Origin of the sequence: Paenibacillus sp. FSL R7-0204 (assembly GCF_038002225.1) — a bacterium.
Classification (GTDB): Bacteria; Bacillota; Bacilli; order Paenibacillales; family Paenibacillaceae; genus Paenibacillus_AQ.
This window is the reverse complement of sequence record NZ_JBBOCA010000001.1, coordinates 5,184,256-5,203,075: the sequence shown is the minus strand read 5'-3', so window position 1 is coordinate 5,203,075 and position 18,820 is coordinate 5,184,256. Positions and strand designations below refer to the sequence as shown.

9 protein-coding genes are annotated in these 18,820 nt (G+C 53.7%); all 9 read left to right on the top strand.

Annotation, left to right across the window (positions count from 1 at the left end; genetic code table 11):
* Nucleotides 1-47 precede the first annotated feature (47 nt).
* Complete coding sequence (locus MKX42_RS22950) at nt 48-8,768, top strand: chitobiase/beta-hexosaminidase C-terminal domain-containing protein (RefSeq protein WP_340754873.1); 8,721 nt, start codon at nt 48-50, stop codon at nt 8,766-8,768.
* A gap of 30 nt (nt 8,769-8,798) precedes the next feature.
* Nucleotides 8,799-9,488: a S1 family peptidase gene (locus tag MKX42_RS22945; RefSeq protein ID WP_340754871.1), complete on the top strand. Its 690-nt coding sequence runs from the start codon at nt 8,799-8,801 to the stop codon at nt 9,486-9,488.
* 165 nt (nt 9,489-9,653) lie between these two features.
* On the top strand, nt 9,654-10,016 hold the full coding sequence (locus MKX42_RS22940) for a LytR/AlgR family response regulator transcription factor (RefSeq protein WP_340754869.1): 363 nt from the start codon (nt 9,654-9,656) through the stop codon (nt 10,014-10,016).
* Between the two features lie 87 nt (nt 10,017-10,103).
* Nucleotides 10,104-11,285 carry a MalY/PatB family protein gene (locus tag MKX42_RS22935; RefSeq protein WP_340754868.1) on the top strand — a complete coding sequence of 394 codons (1,182 nt, stop codon included), beginning with the start codon at nt 10,104-10,106 and terminating at the stop codon, nt 11,283-11,285.
* Nucleotides 11,286-11,531: 246 nt separating this feature from the next.
* Nucleotides 11,532-12,488: a nucleoside hydrolase gene (locus MKX42_RS22930; RefSeq protein WP_340754867.1), complete on the top strand. Its 957-nt coding sequence runs from the start codon at nt 11,532-11,534 to the stop codon at nt 12,486-12,488.
* A 141-nt stretch (nt 12,489-12,629) separates the two neighbouring features.
* Entirely contained in the window at nt 12,630-13,880 is a 1,251-nt protein-coding gene (locus MKX42_RS22925) for a stalk domain-containing protein (RefSeq protein ID WP_340754866.1), read from the top strand.
* Between the two features lie 170 nt (nt 13,881-14,050).
* Nucleotides 14,051-15,004 (top strand): radical SAM protein, encoded by a 954-nt coding sequence (locus MKX42_RS22920; RefSeq protein ID WP_340754864.1) that lies wholly within the window; start codon nt 14,051-14,053, stop codon nt 15,002-15,004.
* A gap of 79 nt (nt 15,005-15,083) precedes the next feature.
* The gene (locus tag MKX42_RS22915; protein ID WP_340754862.1) at nt 15,084-16,112 is read left to right on the top strand and encodes a bile acid:sodium symporter family protein; all 1,029 of its coding nucleotides are present in this window, start codon (nt 15,084-15,086) and stop codon (nt 16,110-16,112) included.
* Nucleotides 16,113-16,553: 441 nt separating this feature from the next.
* Nucleotides 16,554-18,587: a methyl-accepting chemotaxis protein gene (locus MKX42_RS22910; RefSeq protein ID WP_340754860.1), complete on the top strand. Its 2,034-nt coding sequence runs from the start codon at nt 16,554-16,556 to the stop codon at nt 18,585-18,587.
* Nucleotides 18,588-18,820: the final 233 nt, after the last annotated feature.

Genomic DNA, 18,820 nt, shown 5'->3' with positions numbered 1-18,820 from the left:
TTCTCTGGGAAATCCTTAAGTCACAATACTATTCAGGTGGTGTCAATATGGCTTTGAAGCGAAAATCATGGATAGGTTATCTAATAGCACTGGCGGTAATTGTCGTTGCCGCAGTTGCCGGAGGCATCATGGCCAAGGCTGATCCGCAGACCTGGGACAGCGCGGCTAGGACCGAGTGGTACGTGCCAACGAATGATACCTTCAAAATAAAGACTGCTGAAGAGCTGGCAGGTGTAGCCAAGCTCGTCAATGAAGGTACCGTAAACGGTCTAAGAGGTAAAATTATGGAGATTACCGGCAACCTGGATCTCTCCGCTTACCAGTGGGTGCCAATCGGTACAGCCGAGCATCCCTTCCGGGGAACATTAATCACGGAAGGCGGATTAATGAAGAAGATTAACGGTTTGAATGTAGTAGCGAACCGTTCTTACCAGGGTCTGGTAGGGAACATGGTAGGCGGTACAGTAGGCGGCCTGATTTTTGAATCAGGCACCATCTCTGTGACCGGTGTAACCTATGATGTCTATGCCGGCTCTGCCGTAGGTAAAATGAGCGGCAGCAGCATTGTTTTTGACATTACTAACCAGATCAATATCACTTCGGACGCTTCTCTGTACCACTCCTACACGGGCGGTATTGTCGGGATGGGCGAAGGGATGATCTCGAACTCTATCAATAACGCAGCGGTGACAGCGTATGGTTCAGCCGATGTTGGCGGAATGTTGGGCTATGGTGACGCCAGAGGCATTATCATCAAAAAAGTGGTCAACAATGGAGCGATTCTTGCCCAGGGGACGGACAGTTCCGTGCTCACCGCGGGCGGGATCGCAGGGCATACGACAGGATCGCTTCGTCTAAATGATGAAGATACTCCAATCATCAATACGGCGGCAGTTACCATTGCCGGCGGGAATCAGGTTGCGGCAGGCGGGATTGTCGGCAAAGTAGACAACACCGTCGTGTTCTCCAACATGACTACCAATAATGGTGCAGTTACCGTTAATGCAGCTGCGGCAGTGAACTCGGCAGCCGGGGCACTGGTTGGTGCAACTGGTACGGTAGCAAGCGAAGCGGCTTCCATTACCTTTGTAAATACAGCGCCGGTTACCAATAACGGCGGCAAGAACGTATATACAGGCGGGATTGCCGGATATACCGGCAGCAAATTCACCTGGACGCATCCTTATGCGAATATTCAGCAGATTACAGCAACAGGCGCAGAGAATGTAGCTACCGGCGGATTCGTCGGATATGCCGCAGGCGGCTTGGTTACCAGCAACGCTACGGCAGGAGTATTCGAGAATAGAAAGCTGATCTCAGTTAACGGCGGTAAAGGAGTCTACACAGGCGGGATTGCCGGTTATGATGCAGGCGGGAACATCACCCAGACCTCTTCCACAGGCGAACTGAAGGTTAATGGTACTGCGGATGTATACACAGGTGGTACCGTTGGTTACGAAATCGGCGGAACCATTGCATCGGCAGTGACCGGCAAGACTACAGCGGGTCATCTGAATATCACTTCCGATGGTACCATCGGCGGAATCGCCGGTTATCTGGAAGGAACCGTGACTAATTCTTCTATTAAATATGCAACGCTTCAAGTGACTTCGGCTGGCGGCGTTGTCGGCGGGATTGCCGGTAATGCACAGGGAACGGTAACCGGAGTTATTGCGGGAGATGCTGAATCGGCAGGCTACAGCACCTTGGTGCTCCAGGCTGCGGTAGCAGGTGCGGCAGACGGGCAGTATAATGTCACGTTTGGCGGACTTGTAGGCTTGAACACCAAGCCTCTGACGCTGAACGGCGGTAAAGCTGCACGGATCAGCTTCCTGAATGAAGCCGGAACCAGCGGATATACAATCGGCGGCGTAGCAGGCAAGCTGACTGCTGATGCGGTAATCGGTACTGTAGCTGTGCCTGTAGATGTCCAGGATATCGTTACAGAACTGAAGGCCGACAAGGTAAGCTTCGGCGGCGGCGCAGGGCATAACTCGGCTGCCCAGTTCAACGGGCACACGAATCGTATTGAGATTAAGGCTACAGGCGCTTCGGTAAAAGCCGGCGGTATGTTCGGCGAGAACCATTCGGCCGCAGCCACTCCTTACAATCATGCAGAGAATGTAGTTATCACTGCAAGTGGTGCGGATAACCAGCTTGGCGGGAATACCGGCTTCAATGCCGGACAGCTGGTTAACGCTACAGTGACCCAGTTGTCTATTGAAGCCAGCGGTGTCCGTGCGTTAGCGGGCGGAATCGCCGGACATTCCGAAGGAGCATCGGCGCCTGAAGCACGTGCAGGCATTGCATCTGCTGTACTGAATGTTCCCGGTGCTGAACCGATGATTACGCTGACAGCGGCGGATGCCAAAGCTGGAGCGATCGTTGGAGCAGCGGCAACGACAGATATTACAATGCCGGAAGTGAACGCGGAAAATGGCGCTCTGATGCTTATCCAGGCGCAAGCGGCGAAGCCGTCTGTCGGCGGTCTGGCAGGCACCCTTACGAACAGCAGCATCAGCAGTGACAGCAAAAAGATCAATGTGGAGAATATGCTGATTCTGGCGGGGCCAGCGGCTGCAGATGCTTATATTGGCGGGATTGTAGGCTACAATGAGTCCTCCAGGCTGGAACGTCTGGTAGGATCAGCGGTGAGTCTGACCATTAACGCGCCGCGCGCTACAGCAGGCGGGGTGGCCGGATATAACCACGGCAGTGCTACAGGCATTATTGTGGACACTTATATCAGCGGTCTGAATCTGAAGGCTAACGACGGTGCATTGTCCTCTTATGCCGGGGGCATTGTGGGCCTCAATGCGGCCCAGAGTATTGATCCGGTGCTGAGTCCTGCAACCTCGGTCAGCACGATTCAGAATACCCGGACACTGGGTACGGTCTCAGCTACCTCCTCAAATGCCATTGTGGGCGGTATGGTCGGTGAGAACCGTACGCTGATTGCCAACAACAGCATTACCGATAAAATCTCGGTGATCTCCAGAGGCAATTCCTCCCTCATTGGCGGTCTGGCCGGTGTGAACACGGCTTCAGGAACACTCTATTACACGTATTCCAATGCGAACCTGACCATTGAGGGGACAGGCACACATGCCGGAGGATTAGTAGGCAGCAATGCTGGTGCAGTCATTGGCTCTTATGTAGATATTGATGTGACGGGCAATGCCCAAGGAACATCAAGCGGTTCGGTCTACCTGGGCGGACTGATCGGCAGAAATACAGCCGGTACGGTGGAGCAATCCTACTCCGCTTCCAAGGTTACAGCGAACAAAGTCTATACCATTGTCGGCGGTCTGATCGGAGAGCTGTCCGGCGGAACGGTCAAGAATTCCTATGTAGCGAAAAGTGTTAACGCTGCGAACGATAATTCTTACGCCGGCGGCTTCGTTGGCAGAATTACAAACGGTAAAATAAGCAACGTCTACTCAGCAGCAGAGGTTAATGTAGCGGAGAAAAAGACCGCTTATGCCGGCGGTTTCGCCGGACGTTATGATAATGCAAGTAAAGAACTGCTCTATAAATCCTACTATATTAAAGATGAAGGACTGAATATCAACCGCGATCTGCCTGATTTCGCAGAGGGCAATCACCGCTGGCTGAATGTGCATGTCCGGCTGACCACTATTCTGTCGGAGACACTGAAGGACAGAACGGTATTCCCGGGCTTGTCGGGCTGGGATTTCGAGGGAGCCTGGAAATACGGCTCGCTGAGCGCGGCATACCGCTATCCTGAAGTCAACCGCACTGCCAATACCGGCGGCGGAGACAACGGCAATAACGTAAATGCCAATATCAACTGGTACACGAAGGATAAGGATGCAATCGGCTTCGAGATCACCTCGGAGGCTGAGCTTGCCGGTCTGGCGGGAATTGTCAACGGCACCATTGCCGGTGTAGAGCAATTCAGCTTCAAGGACAGAACGGTGACCGTGCTGAATCCGATCCATATCCAATCCAAGCAGTGGGTGCCTATCGGTGACAAAGAGGCTAATCCGTTTGAAGGAATGTTCGACGGGAAAAGCCTGCTAATCGACGGCCTGACCCTGCAGCCGGTATACACGCATTCCGGGTTGTTCGGAATCATTGGAGCTACTGCTACAGTGCAGAACATGAACCTTGAGCCGCTCGCGGTTGGCGGCAACGGCTACACCGGCGTATTGGCCGGGACGAATCTGGGTACAGTCAAGAATGTCGACCTTAAGCTGCTTGGCGGCGTGAAGGTCAGCGGCAGTATTGTTGGCGGCATCATCGGCCAGAACTCAGGCAGTGTTGCCGGTCTGCAGCTTACGCTGGACGGCGGAAGCCGGATTGAGACGGTAGCTGAAGGCGGTATCGCCGGCGGTCTGATCGGCGACAACACAGCGGATATTACAGCTGACACTTATGTTATTCACGATAAGGACGGCAGCATCGGCAGTGCGGCTGACCGTGCTGTTATCGGCGGAATTATCGGAGTTCAGAATGGTAATGTGACAGGCCTGGCCCTTGAAGTGAACTCAAGATACCGGATCTCTTCAACAGGAATGGAAGCCACTGTTGGCGGACTGGTTGGACATTACCAGAGCGGTCAAGCTGAAGGGCTGACCGTGAGCTTTGCAGACGGAACCCTGGAAGCGCGGGGGCTTGGCTCCAGCCTTGGCGGTATGATCGGTCAATCCGATCAAGGGAACATCATCCGCAATGTTACAGTAACCGGCTCCGGCAGCGGTGTGCAGCTGACAGCTAATGGTACGGCTGGCGGTGTTGTGGGCGCGAAGGAAGGCAGACTCGGCGGAATGCTGGCCCGTTCTGCAGATAACAGCAGCAGCTTCGATCTTGAACGTGCAGCAGTGTCAGGCGTGAAGCTGGCTACGACCAGCGACAGCTTGAAGGCTGTGCTCGGCGGGATTGCCGGATCAGCTTCCCGGACGGCGATCAATGACGCCAAGTTCAAGGCTTCGTTGCAGGCTGCCGGTGAGGTGATCACTGCCGGAGGTATTGTGGGAGAGAGTGATAACTCCATCATCTACAACGCAGATTCGTCACCTGAGCTTCAAGCTGCGGCGAAGAGCGGTGAGGCCACTGTCGGCGGGATCGCCGGAACGATCTCAGCCCAGGATATCAATCAGGGCTTTGATTTTGGCAAGGCATATCCGCTGTATAAAGGGATCTACATTGCTAAGGTTCATGATGGACAGATCACAGTCACCGGAACAGACCATCGTGCTGACCTCTATGCAGGTGGTTTGACAGGCAAGAATACGGATGCCTCCATCTACAGCTCAGAGGTTGCCTCCGGTCTGAAGGTAACCGGCGGCAATACCGTGAGTGCAGGCGGAGTAGCCGGATACAGTAACGGTATCATTGTGGATACCATTGTCAGAAGCGGTGTGAACACGGATAACAGCAGAGTAATTAATGCCGGCGGACTTGTCGGCTGGGGAGACGGCGGAGAGATTCATTACAGTAAAGTCATCTCCGGCTCAGGACAGTCCATCACTATCGGATCGGCGGTTACACTGGGTGAATCGGTACCGAATACACGCGTCGGCGGGGTGATCGGAATGGCCGATCATGTCCTGATTACGAATACCCATACGGATATTCCGGTAGTGATCACAGATACCAATCAGGATAATACGATGTATGCAGGCGGTTTTGCCGGACTCCTGGGTGAGAACGGTACAACTGCGGGAGCAATCAAGAATTCCTATGCCACAGGCAAGCTGAATGTCAGCGGCAGATTAGGCTCCTATGTCGGCGGATTCGCCGGGTCTGTAGATCATTACTCGATCACAGATTCCTATGCATCCGGTGACATCAGCAATACCGGCTTCGACACACGCAGCGGCGGTTTCGCAGCATCCGTGGAGAGAAGCGGCAGCATCAGCAAGTCTTACGCATTGCAGAATAAGCTGTCTACTGTCGGAGTGAAGTCTTCGACCCGTTCATACAACGGCGGCTTTGCCGGTTATAATGACGGAACGCTTACAAGTGTGTACGCGAATGTGCCGCAGATCACGGTTGCGGTAGCAGGCAATAATGTCTCTACTGGCGCACTGGTCGGCTACAACTTCCGGGACGGTAAAATCATTAGTTCATCCTATACAGGCACATTGGCTGCTGTAGGACGTAACACAGGCGCGGCCGCAGCAGCCGTAAATACAGCAGCAGTTAATCCGCTGGCTTCAGGACTCTGGAGTATCGACTATGATACTACCTTCCTGAACGACCTGACGGATGGGGCCATTACAGTACAGACGCCGCTGCAGCTGGCGGGGGCAGTCATGTTCTATAACGAGACTGGACTGGATTATTACAAGCTGTTCAACAGAACGGCTGAAGACAAGCCGGAGCTGGCAACGATCCTGCTCAGTGCGGATATCGATCTTGCCGGACGCTACTGGACGGCATTCGACAGCTTCACAGGCGTGTTCGACGGTCAAGGCCATACGCTAAACGGACTTTCGCTGAAAGCCTCCGGCCAGCAAACCGCCGGATTCATCAAGGATAATCGTGGACAGCTCCTGAATGTGAACTTTACCGGAGCAGAGCTCTTTGGCGCAGTAAATGCAGGTATTGCTGCCGGGATCAACCACACAGGTGCAGTCATCCAGAATGTGAAGGTCAGCGGTTCCGTGGCTGGCAGTGCTGCCGCAGGCGGGGGTGCTGGTGTGAATCAGGGCACTCTGGAGAAGGTCACGAATGAAGGAGTGAAGCTTGCCGGAGCAGGCCGGATTGGCGGAATTACCGGAAGCAACGCTGGTGTGATTCACCAGGCTGTATCGAAGGGCAACATTGATGGTTCATCTGCACTGGCCGCAGGCGGAATTGCCGGTGAGAACAGTGCGGAAGGCTCCATCACTGAATCGCTTGTCTATGGCGATATCCGTGTAGCTTCGGCCCAGGCAATCGCTGGCGGGATCAGCGGACTGAATGCTGGAGAGATCAAGAACAGCTACTCTGCCGCCACAGTTCTCGCCGAAGGCATGTCTACTGCATGGGCTGGCGGAATTGCCGGTCTGGCAGAGAGCGGCTCCATTACTTCTTCCCTGAATACCGGAGAAGTGAAGGCTGGAGTGAAGGGCAAGATTCAACCGCTGCAGGCCTTCTTCGGCGGGATTGCCGGACAGAAATCGGACAATGCCACGATCAGCGGCTCCTTGTTCAACAGACAAATGCTGAAGAATAATATTGCTTACTATAATCTGAATGGCCAGCCAGTAGCTGGAGCCAGCAGCGGTGCAATGGGACTTCTCGGCACAGAGCTGACCGGTGCGAATCTGCCGGCAGGCCTGGATGCCGGAGTCTGGACAGCCCAGAACACCTTCTATCCAGTACTTGCATCCTTTAACGGAACAACCGAAGGGACACTGGCTTCAGCCGCTGTTATCCTGAACCCGCAGGATCTGATTAACCGCGTGGGTTCGGCATTCCACATGAGCAGCGGCGGAGCACTCTCCTGGAGCGCTGATCCGTCCAAGGCTGTAGTGAACGGTACAACCGGCAGCCTGATATCAGGCGGCAGTGCAGTGCTGAAAGCAACCGCTGGAGGACAGAGCAGAAATATTGCTATTAATACAGCAGCACTTCAGTACCCGAGTGCAGCAGTTGCACCAACTGCAACTCCAGCAGATAAGAATTTCACCACTGAAGTGAAGGTGGAGCTGGCAACAGGTGAACAGGGAGGAAGCATCTACTATACACTGGACGGTACAACACCTACTGAGACTTCCCAGATGTACAGCGGACCTATCGATCTTAAGAGCACAACAACGGTTAGAGCCGTTACCATTGCTCCTGGGAAAGAGTACAGTCCGGTTGCAGCCTGGACCTGGACGCTTGTAGTCCCTAATCCCGGCACTAATCCGGGCCCTGGTACCAGCCCTGGAGGTGGCCCTGGTCCGGCAGCTCCGCTTCCGAGCCCGGCACCTGTACCGGCAGCTCCCGCGATTACCGCGGTTGCTGGAACATCAACAGTAACTGGTGACAGTGAAGCTCCAGTCAAGATTGCTAAGAACAGCAAGCTTGCGCTGACGGCTCCAGAAGGGCAGACGATCTATTACACAACGGACGGCAGCATTCCGACTACCAAGAGCACGAAATACACCGGTGAGCTGCTGATTACCAAGAGTATGACGATCAAAGCGATTACGGACAAAGACGATAAAGTTATTACCATCGAGTATGCGGTGGAGAATGCGAAGTACAGCCTGAAGAGTAACAGCGGCGAGATCAAGTATATGACAGCCTATCCGAACGGCCTGTTCATGCCGAACGCTGCAATTACCCGATATGAGCTGATCCAGTCCCTTGCACCGCTGCTCGATATGGAAGAAGTGAATGTAGGCAATCTGTTCAATGATGTCAATGCCGAGAATGAAGGTCTGACCGGATTCTTCGCTTCGGCCGGCATTATTGAAGGCTTCCCGGAAGGCGGATTCGGCGGAACGAAGGGCTTAACCAGAGCCGAGTTCTCCAAAATCATGACCACCGTGTTGAAGCTTGATGTGACCGGGGCAGGCGTTACGAAGCAGAAGGATCTCCGCGGCCACTGGGCAGAGAAATACGTGAATGCCCTGTCGCAGGCGGGATATGTGCAAGGCTTCCCAGACGGAACCTTCAAGCCGGGAACACCGATTACCCGTGCACAGGCCGTAGTGCTGATCAACCGGATTGCCGGCACGAAGAAGCTGACGGTAACCGCTGCACGGTTCAAAGACCTTCCGGCTACCCACTGGGCTTACAAAGACATCATGTCGGTTGTGAAATAACAGAAATTCATAAGTGAAGGAGCTCGGCGGATGAAAACAAAGCTGCTTGCCGTAAGCCTGGTCCTCTCATTGATCTCGGCGATACTCTTCTATTCAGGTACCACCAGTGCGGATACACCTGAGGCGTTTAGCGCTGAACAAAGCTATGGAATAGCGAGTAAGGCGATTTTTTATCTGCGTGTGCTGAAAAGCGACGGTACTGCAAGCTCCACCGGAACAGGAATGATCCTGTCTCCGGCCGGTACCGCAGCAACGGCGTATCATGTGGTCAAAAACGCACAGCGCATTGAAGGAGTCATGGCAGATGGAACGGTGATTAGTCCGATTAAAGTCATGAAGTCCGACGAGCTGAAGGATGTGGCCATCCTTGAACTGCCAAGTCCCGCTGCGATGAAGCAAAAGGATAATGCCTATGCTTATCTGCCGTTGCGGGGGGACAAGCTGAGACATGGTGAAGCGGTGTATGCCCTCGGGTATCCGCTCAAGAATACAGCGATCATCACGGAGGGGATTGTCAACACTCCGGCAGCTGACATTAACGGCAGAAGCAGGATTCTAACCTCGGCCCAGGTGGCAAGCGGAATGTCCGGGGGGCCTCTGCTGGATACGCACGGCGAGCTGGCGGGTATTATCTCTGGTTCCCTGCGGACGATGAATAACATTCATTTGATTGTGAATATGGAGGATCTGCGCAGCCTGCTGCCGGCTTCCTTCAACTAAAAGCATTACCAGAAGCAGCTTACACTTGCGGCTGCAATATAATACCGACTATGGCTGTCCTCAGGCGTTTCGTTGAAAACGCGGGGACAGCAATTTTTTTAAAATTAGAATGTATGGGCTGCTCTTGTAACCGCAATTCACCGTATGGAAGGAGGAGGAACCCGGGTGATTAAGGCCTATTTGCTGGATGTGAATCAGAAGGATCTCTATAAGCTGTCATCGATGCTTCAGCATACAGGCAAGGTGAATGTGATCGGCATGTCTGCTTATCCCGAGAATGTTGTGGACCGGATTGTTCTGCTGCAGCCCGATGTGCTGTTTCTGGATCTTCAGCTGCCCGGCCACCAAGGAGTCGTCGTAGCCGAGCTGGTGAAGAAAAGGCTGCCGGATATTCAGATTGTGGTGGTCACAGAGACGAAGCAGCATGCCCTGTGGGCCTTCGACCAGGATATTGTGGATTATGTGCTGAAGCCGCTGGAGGAGGTCCGGCTGGGCCAGTCTCTGGAGCGGCTGCGTCAGGGAAGCTGAAGCGTGCCTGGCGGATGGAATCAGGATGCCGGATGTCTTTGCCCATGGTACAATGTACGGACAAGCAGAAAGGATGGGTGATTTTAGTTGAAGTATGATTTTAACCGTATCATAGACCGCCGCAATACCCGTTCCTACAAATGGGACCAGTCCGAGAAGCTGTTCGGAGACAAGGAGATTCTTCCGCTGTGGGTAGCAGATATGGACTTTGCGAGCCCTCCTGCGGTACAGGAAGCGATTCTGCGCCGCGTACAGTCAGGAATATACGGCTATAGCGTGACGGGAGACTCTTACAAAGCGGCGATTGCCGGCTGGTACCGCAGACGCCATGACTGGGAGATTCAGGAGGAGTGGATCTCGGATTCTCCGGGGATTGTAACCTCCCTCAGCCTGTCTGTGGAGCTGTTCAGCCAGCCGGGCGACCAGGTGATTCTGCAATCGCCGGTCTACTATCCTTTCTATGATGTGATCCGGATGAATGACCGCAAGGTGGCGGTGAATCCGTTGAAGCTGGAAGCAGGCCGTTATGTCATGGACTATGCCCAGCTGGAAGAGCTGATGGCCGGCGGCGCGAAGCTGCTGCTGCTGTGCAGTCCGCATAATCCGGGCGGCAGAGTATGGGAACGGGAGGAATTGCTGCGTCTGGGCGAGCTATGCCTGCGGTACGGGGTAACGGTGATCTCGGATGAGATTCATTGCGATATGATCATGCCCGGACACAAGCATATTCCGTTCGCTTCCCTGTCTCCAGAATTGTCAGACATTACGCTGACCACACTGGCGGCTACCAAGACCTTCAATCTGCCTGGGCTGCAGACCTCTTATATCGTCACCTCCAGCCCGGAGCTGAAACGGAAGTTCGACTATAAGATTAAGACGCTCAGCCTGCATATGTCGGCATTCTTCTCGCCGGAGGCTGTGGAAGCGGCATATAACGAAGGGGGAGAATGGCTGGATGAGCTGATCCTGCACATTAACGGCAATGCTGATTACGCCGTCTCTTACCTTGCCGAGCATCTGCCGCAGGTGAAGCCGATGCAGCCCGAAGCCACCTATCTGCTGTGGATCGACTGCCGTGCCCTTGGGCTGGATGCGGACGGGCTCAAGCAGCTGATGTACCGTGAGGCTAAGGTGGCTTTCAATGAAGGCTCCGTCTTCGGAGCGGAAGGCCAAGGCCATCTGCGGATCAATCTCGCCTGCCCGCGCTCTCTGCTGGCCGAAGCGCTGGAGCGGTTCGTGAAGGCTGCGGCCGCTTATGTAACCCGATAATCTGTTATGAAGAATCCGTCGCCTAATGAGGCTGGCGGATTTTTTGTTTAAATATAAGAATTTGTATGTTTCACACGATAAATTATCCTTCTATTTCTCGCTGAAACGGATACCGTCCTCTTAAGGACGGCCTAGCCGTTTCTGCTTGTGTACAAACCATATTGAGCCGCAGGTAGCCCCATGTTAAGATGATCAGTGCGAATAAGCTGAGAGAGCAAAGTAAATATAGGGAGTGGAGAGATAGAAATGAGTAACAGCACAACTAGAATCATCATCGATTGTGATACAGGAATAGACGATGCACTGGCGATATTGTATGCGCTCCGGGCGCCGGGGGTAGTGGTCGAGGGGATTACGACGGTGTTCGGCAACATTGATGTGCAGCAGGCAGCGGATAACACGCTGCGGCTGCTTGAGCTTGCGGCTCCGGGCTATGAAATACCGGTAGCGTTGGGAGCTTCACGGGCGCTGGTGCGCGAGCTAACCGGCTTCTCCACCCATGTTCACGGGGAGAACGGCATTGGCGGCGTTCAGCTTCCTCCCGCCCGGCAGGTGCCGGTTCAAGAGACGGCAGCGGAGTTCATTGTGCGGATGGCGGACGAGAATCCGGGAGAGATTGTGCTGGTGACGCTTGGACGGCTCACCAACCTGTCGCTGGCACTGGATCTGGACCCGCAGCTGACCTCCAAGCTGAAGAAGGTAGTGGTTATGGGAGGTACGGTCTTTAAGCCTGGTAACGTCACGCCGGTGGCCGAGGCCAATCTGTGGGGCGACCCGGAAGCGGCTGACCGCGTATTCACCTCAGGGCTGCCTGTAATGATGATCGGGCTGGATGTGACCTTGCAGACACGGATCACTTCTGAGCATCTGGAGCTGCTGAAGCACCATGGACGGGAAGAGAATAAGGCGGTCATTGACTTCATGGAAGAGTCGCTGGCGTATTATTTTAAATTTTACCGCGAGGCGAACTATCTGATTAACAGCGCTCCGCTGCATGATCCGCTGGCCCTGATGGCTGCCTTGCAGCCGGATCTGGTAACCTGCCGCCGGATGAAGGTCCGTGTGGAGCATCAGGGGGCGTTCACCTCCGGTATGGTCGTAGCAGACTTGCGGGCACAGCCCAAAGAAGGCGAATTCATCGAAGTGGCAGTAGAGGTGGATGCTGAGCGGGCGGTTGGTGTCTTTTTGAGCGTGTTCATATAGGTGTTAAGGGAACCCCGGACGGGTGAATCTGCAATGGTTACAATACCTTCATTTGCTATATTTATCTAGTTTGCTAGAATAGTAGGGGATGTAAGGTTGAGAGATTCACAATCTATCTAAGAGAATGGGGAACTTACTTATATGAAGCATCTGGCCAAAATAGTATTATGCGTAACGATCTCACTCGGCAGCCTCTCGGCACTTCCGGCAAGTGAGGTCCATGCTGCGCCTGCGGGTGTCAGTATCATGTTGGACGGTTATCCGCTGCCGTTCCCGGTAGAGCCGGTCATGATGAACGGGACGACTATGGTGCCCTTCCGCGCCATCTCTGAAGCATTGGGAATTCAGGTGGAATGGAATCAGAAGGCCCGCAAAATCACAGCCACCCGGAAGGACGCAGCTGGCAGTGCTCCAACCGTTGTGGTCCTGACTCTCGGCAGCAAAAATGCTGTCGTGAACGGGACCGGAGTGAAGCTTGCGGTAGCGCCGCAGGATATCCGCGGGACGACGATGCTTCCGCTCAAATTCTTCAGCCAGCAGTTCGGGGCGGCTGCCTCCTGGGATCAGGCGTCCAAGACCGTATCCATTACCTCCCCGAAGCGGGACATGTATACCTTGGGCTTCTACGCACAGAAGGCCTACAGTGAGGTCTCGCTCATTCCAAGCTTCGATGCGGTTGCTTTTGGCTGGGCGCGGATTGACAAGAACGGCCAGTTCACCACCACCGGCAAGGATTTCTGGTGGCCGGAGGCGGCAGGCGAGGTTACGCCGGAGTCGATTGTGCAGAATGCTGCGGCGGGAGGGACCGCTCCCTACCTGATGATCTATTCCAGTGACTCGTCACTGGAGCTGAGCAAGAATCTGGAGGACGCGCAGCTTCAGCAGCAGACGATTGCCAGTATCGTTGATTTAGCCTCGCAGAAGGGCTTCAAGGGCATCGGACTGGATCTGGAAGGATTGGGGCTGACGGGGGATAAGGCGCTGGTGCAGAGCCAATATAACGCTTTTGTCAAAAATCTCTCCACAGCCGCCCGTGCCGCCAGCCTCAAGCTGACCGTCATTCTGCATCCGCTGAACAGCTCCTACAAGGGGTATGATTACAAGACGCTGGGGACACTTGCGGACGATCTGGTCATTATGGCGTATGCCTACGAAGGGGAGACCGGGCCGGAGCCGATGAATAAGGTCGATGAGAGCATCCGGCTGGCACTTGATCAGGTCAGCAAGGAGAAGCTGATTCTCGGGATATCGGTCTACAGTGAGAACGAAGCCTCCGTCAATGCCAAGATCGGCCTGGCTAAGCGTTATGGCCTTAAGGGAATTGCGGTCTGGCGTCTGGGGATCATCGGCCAGCCGGTGCTGAACCGGATGGGAGAAGCTATCGAGCTGTAGCAGGTTAATCTATCTTAATGAAGACTGCTGTACGGTGAACCTATAACCGTGCAGCAGTCTTTTTGCAAAGATCAAATATCAAATGTCACATTAACCTTCCGGGCTAACCTGTATAATTCTATAGTTAACTTTATTGCGAATGTTTGCATATCCAAGGAGGACTATAGAATATGAGTACGAAATATAAAGCACTGGAACTGGATAAGCCGATGACTTACGAGCTGGAAGGGCTGGAAGTCGGCGTGACCTCGAACTGCAATTTCCGCTGTGATTACTGCTGCGCTTACAATAGAAATGACGGCCAGACCCTTGACGGTAAGGAGGTCATCCGCATTCTGGAGGAGCTGCCTAATCTGAGGCGTGTGCGCCTGTCGGGCGGAGAGGTTACGCTGAAGTTTCAGGATTGCGTGGAGATTGTGGCATACTGCACTTCCCGGGGGATTCAGACCCAGCTCAACTCGAACGGCAGTCTGCTGAATGAGCAGCGGATCGGGCAACTGGTGGACGCAGGTCTGACGACAATTCATATTTCTTTTAATTTCACCACGGCTGAAGGCTTCTCGCGGTATTATAATATTCATCCTAGTGTCTATCACAAAATCAGAGAGAACATCACTATGTTTGCCAAAACAAACGTGAATGTCGTGCTGGAGACACTGCTGTTCAATGAGACTCAGGATCATATGCAGGAAATCAGCGAGCATGTCTACTCCATGGGCGTAAGAACGCATGAAATCCAGAATAGTATTATCATGGGACATACCGGCTGGAAGGCGATTGCCGCCCGCGAGCAGCTGAAGAATGCCGTCAATGAACTGATTGCGCGGAAGCCGGAGGACACCACTCTCTACTTCACCTGTATGGACCGGTTCATGGACGCAATGGGCTTCGAGGAGCAGCCGGGCGTCTACTTCCCGCATTGTATTGAAGGCATGAAGCAGCTTCATCTGCACGGCAACGGCGACATTCTGATCTCCGAGCTGTGCCACCCGGTCATTATCGGCAATATCTATAACGGAACTTCGCTTAAGGACTTGTACAGTAATATGCCGGCACCGTTGTCGGACTATCTGGAGAAACGGCCTTGCCCGGCGCTGGACGCCTTGTTCCCGCAAGGAGTATAGCTCCGTTAACGGACCTTGCAGCAGAGATAGTCAGTGCAGCGGCGTATGATGGCATAGAATACATGGAGGGATGAGATACATGCTTGGTGCAGTAAGACGCGGATTAGTATCATCCAACCGTGTACTGGAGCGGATCATGCCGCTGCTTACACCCGCAGCCATTGTGGTCGGTGTGCTTAACGAGAGTTTGCTGCTTCCGTTAACCTGGCTGGTGCCATGGATTTTTGCGGGTATGACGCTGATTGGCAGTCTGAAATCCAATTTTCGGGATCTGCTTGCCGTGCTGGTCAAGCCGCAGAAGCTGATTCTTCTGCTGGTGATCCTGCATGTGGTAATGCCGCTGATCGGCTGGCTGGCCGCGATGCTGTTTTTCCCGGGCGATCCTTATACGGTTACAGGGTATGTGCTGCTGTTCGCGATTCCAACCGGGGTGGTCAGTGTAGTCTGGGTATCCATGCATGGCGGGAATATCGCGCTTACGCTGGCGCTGATTCTGATCGATACGTTGTTATCGCCGTTGATTGTACCCGCTACCCTATATGTGCTGATGGGCGCAAGCGTACAGATGGATGCCGGTGAGATGATGCGGGGTCTGCTCTGGATGGTGGTGTTGCCATCCGTAGCGGGAATGCTGCTGAATCAATTCAGCAAAGGCAAGATCAGCACGGCCTGCGGTCCGCCGCTGGCCCCGTTTGTCAAGGTGGGCTTGTTCACCGTGGTCTCGATCAACGGGGCAAGCATTGCCCGGTATCTGAAGCATCCGGACGGCAAGCTCGTGCTGATTATCGCTGTTACCTTCGTTACGGTCGCGCTTGGCTACGTTATTGGAGCATTCGTCTCGCACCGCCTGCATTATGATCATGAGAGCTCCGTGGCCGTGCAGTTCAACTCCGGCATGCGTAATCTCAGTGCAGGCGCAGTATTGGCTGTGCGCTACTTCCCGCCAGCCGTGGCGCTGCCCGTAATCTCCGGAATGCTGTTCCAGCAGATTCTGGCTGCCTGCTCGGGTATGTTCATCCGTAGCAGAGTGAGACGGCGGCAGCAGCAAGTCAGGCCGGTAGCAGTGCCGACTGGTGCCTCAGCTTCGCCGGACAGCCCGGGCATGTAGTAGAACACCAGCTTCATATGCGGAATGCGAACCCGCTTCTCCTAAATCAACCGCTGTATGCGGTTGTTGAGGAGGGCGGTTCTTTGCTATTTGGTAAATTATGATTTGCGCCTGTCGTGGATAAGCAGGCACCAGTTGGCCGCGAAGGCATTTGAGCCAGATGGATGAAAAACCGATCACAATTGGACTATATGTGTCACTATGGCCGTGTGTTTATCACAGGTTGTGCCAGACGTATCTTCACAGAAACCGAATACAATGTGTTTTCACGAAGATAAATATAATAGGTTACGATTCGACAAAAAACGATAATATTTCTGAAAATACTACAAAGAATATTCATAATTTTTGAGGAAAATCCGATAATTATTGTAATAAAGTTAGCATTTTGGCTGATTAGAAGCTAGTGCATTAGAAAAGGGCGGAAGGAAGTAGAAGATCATGAAGATTCGAATGAAGCTATCGGTTATGATGATTGTCGTTACACTTATTTCTACAGCATTAATGGGGATTTTTACGTATACCAAATCTACAGGCACCATCATGAATCTGACCGAATCTTCCATGGAACAGGCGAACACCAATAAAGCGCAGACCATTGCTGCCATGATTGATAAAGAGAAGCGGAGTATGCAGTTGGTAGCCGGGGATAACGAGATTGTGCAGCTTTTGACGCAGGCAGGAAATACCGGATTAAGCGCGGGAAATCCCCTGCAGAATCAAGTGAATGTGAAGCTTCAGGGTCTGGTGAAGGATGCAGGCAACCTGGAGCATATGTTTGTGGTTGATTTGAAGGGAACGGCGGTTGCGGATAGCGATACCAAGCTGGTCGGCGCCAACTTCAGCGACAGAAATTATACGAAGAATGTCTTGAAGACCGGCAAACCTGTAATCAGCGAGACGCTGAAATCCAAGTCAACAGGGGCTTATATTCTGGCTTTTGTCCATCCGGTCAAGAGCGGAGAGCAGATGATCGGGTTCGTCGCTTCGGCGGTCAGGGCGGACAGTCTGGTGACCTATCTGGCTGATGCCAAGGTGGCGGGTGCCCCTTCATCTTATGCCTACCTGGTGGATGAAACGGGAAATACGCTGTACCATCCCGACGAGAAGAAGATCGGTTCACCGGTGGAGAACAAATCCATTCAAGCCGTGGTCGAGCGGGTGAAGGCGGGGGAGACGGTTGCGGATGGCACTGTGGAATACACCTTCGAGGGGGCCAAGAAAAAAGCCGCCTTCACCGTGCTCCCGGAGACGAAATGGACCTTGGTGCTGACCGGAGATGTGGACGAGGTGCTGCAGCCGGTAAGCGAGATGACGAACTTCATTCTGCTGCTGGGTCTCGGGAGCCTGCTGCTCACTCTGCTGATCGGGACTACGGTGGCAACCCGGATCTCCTCGCCGATCATCAAGCTCACGGAGCTGGTGAACCGCACGGCAGAGCTGGATCTCAAGTATGATCATCAATATGAATATTTGACTAAAAGTAAAGACGAGACAGGAACCATCGCCAAGGCTATGTTCCGTACCCGTGCGGCGCTGCGTGAGATGGCGGGCAGTCTGATTGCGATCTCCTCCAAGGTGCTGGACAATGCCGAGACGCTGGAGAAGCTGTCGAACGAGGTCAGAGAGAATGCGCATGATAATTCAGCCACGACAGAAGAGCTGTCCGCAGGGATGGAGGAGACGGCGGCTTCTACCGAGGAGATGACGGCAGCCATCCACGAGACCCTGAACAACGTCAGAATGATCAGCGCTAAGGTAAAAGAAGGCGCGGATGTATCGGGCCAGATTACGCAGCGGGCCCTGGAGCTTCAGCATGATGCAGTGACGTCCACAGAGAACGCTAAGCAGATCTACAGCTCGGTCCGCAGTGAGATGCAGCAGGCTATTGAGCAATCAGGAGCGATTCACGAGATCAATATATTGGCCGATACGATCCTCTCCATTACAAGCCAGACCAACCTTCTGGCGCTGAATGCGGCGATTGAAGCCGCGCGGGCAGGCGAGGCGGGCCGGGGCTTCGCCGTAGTAGCCGGGGAGATCCGCAAGCTCGCGGAGAAGTCCTCCGAGACGGCGTCAGGCATTCAAGAGGTGGTCAAAAATGTCTATGCCTCCGTGGAGCAGATGACCCGGCATTCCGAGGCCGTACTGAGCTTCATCGACCGCAATGTGCTGGGAGATTATGAGCGCCTGACCGAGGTCAGCCAGCAGTATAATGAGGATGCTTCCACGATTAACGGGCTGATGAACCAGTTCGAGGAAGCGGCCGATCATCTGAACGAGACCGTCTCCAGCATCGCCATCGCCGTCAACGAAGTGGCAGCTACCGTGAACGAGGGGGCTATCGGGGTGCAGGATATCGCCGAGAAGACGGCGGACATTGTGGAGAAGACCTTCCATGAAGCCACAATGGCCGACGAGAATACGCAGAGTGCTAAGGAGATGCAACAGCTGGTAGAGAAATTTATAATCTAAGCTCGTTTCAGCAGATCTTTACCTGGGCTTCATCTGTTTTTAAGCTTGAGGGGGTATAGTACTCACATACCCCCCTTTAATATAACTTTTGACCCCGCCGGACGCTGGCGGGGTCCCTTTTTTTTGAAAGACCGATACTGGTATGCTATAGTCAATCTAAGCTATGTTAGATACTGGAAGGAGGACGCATCATGACAAGATTAATGCTCAGCTCTACGCAAAGTCTATGGATC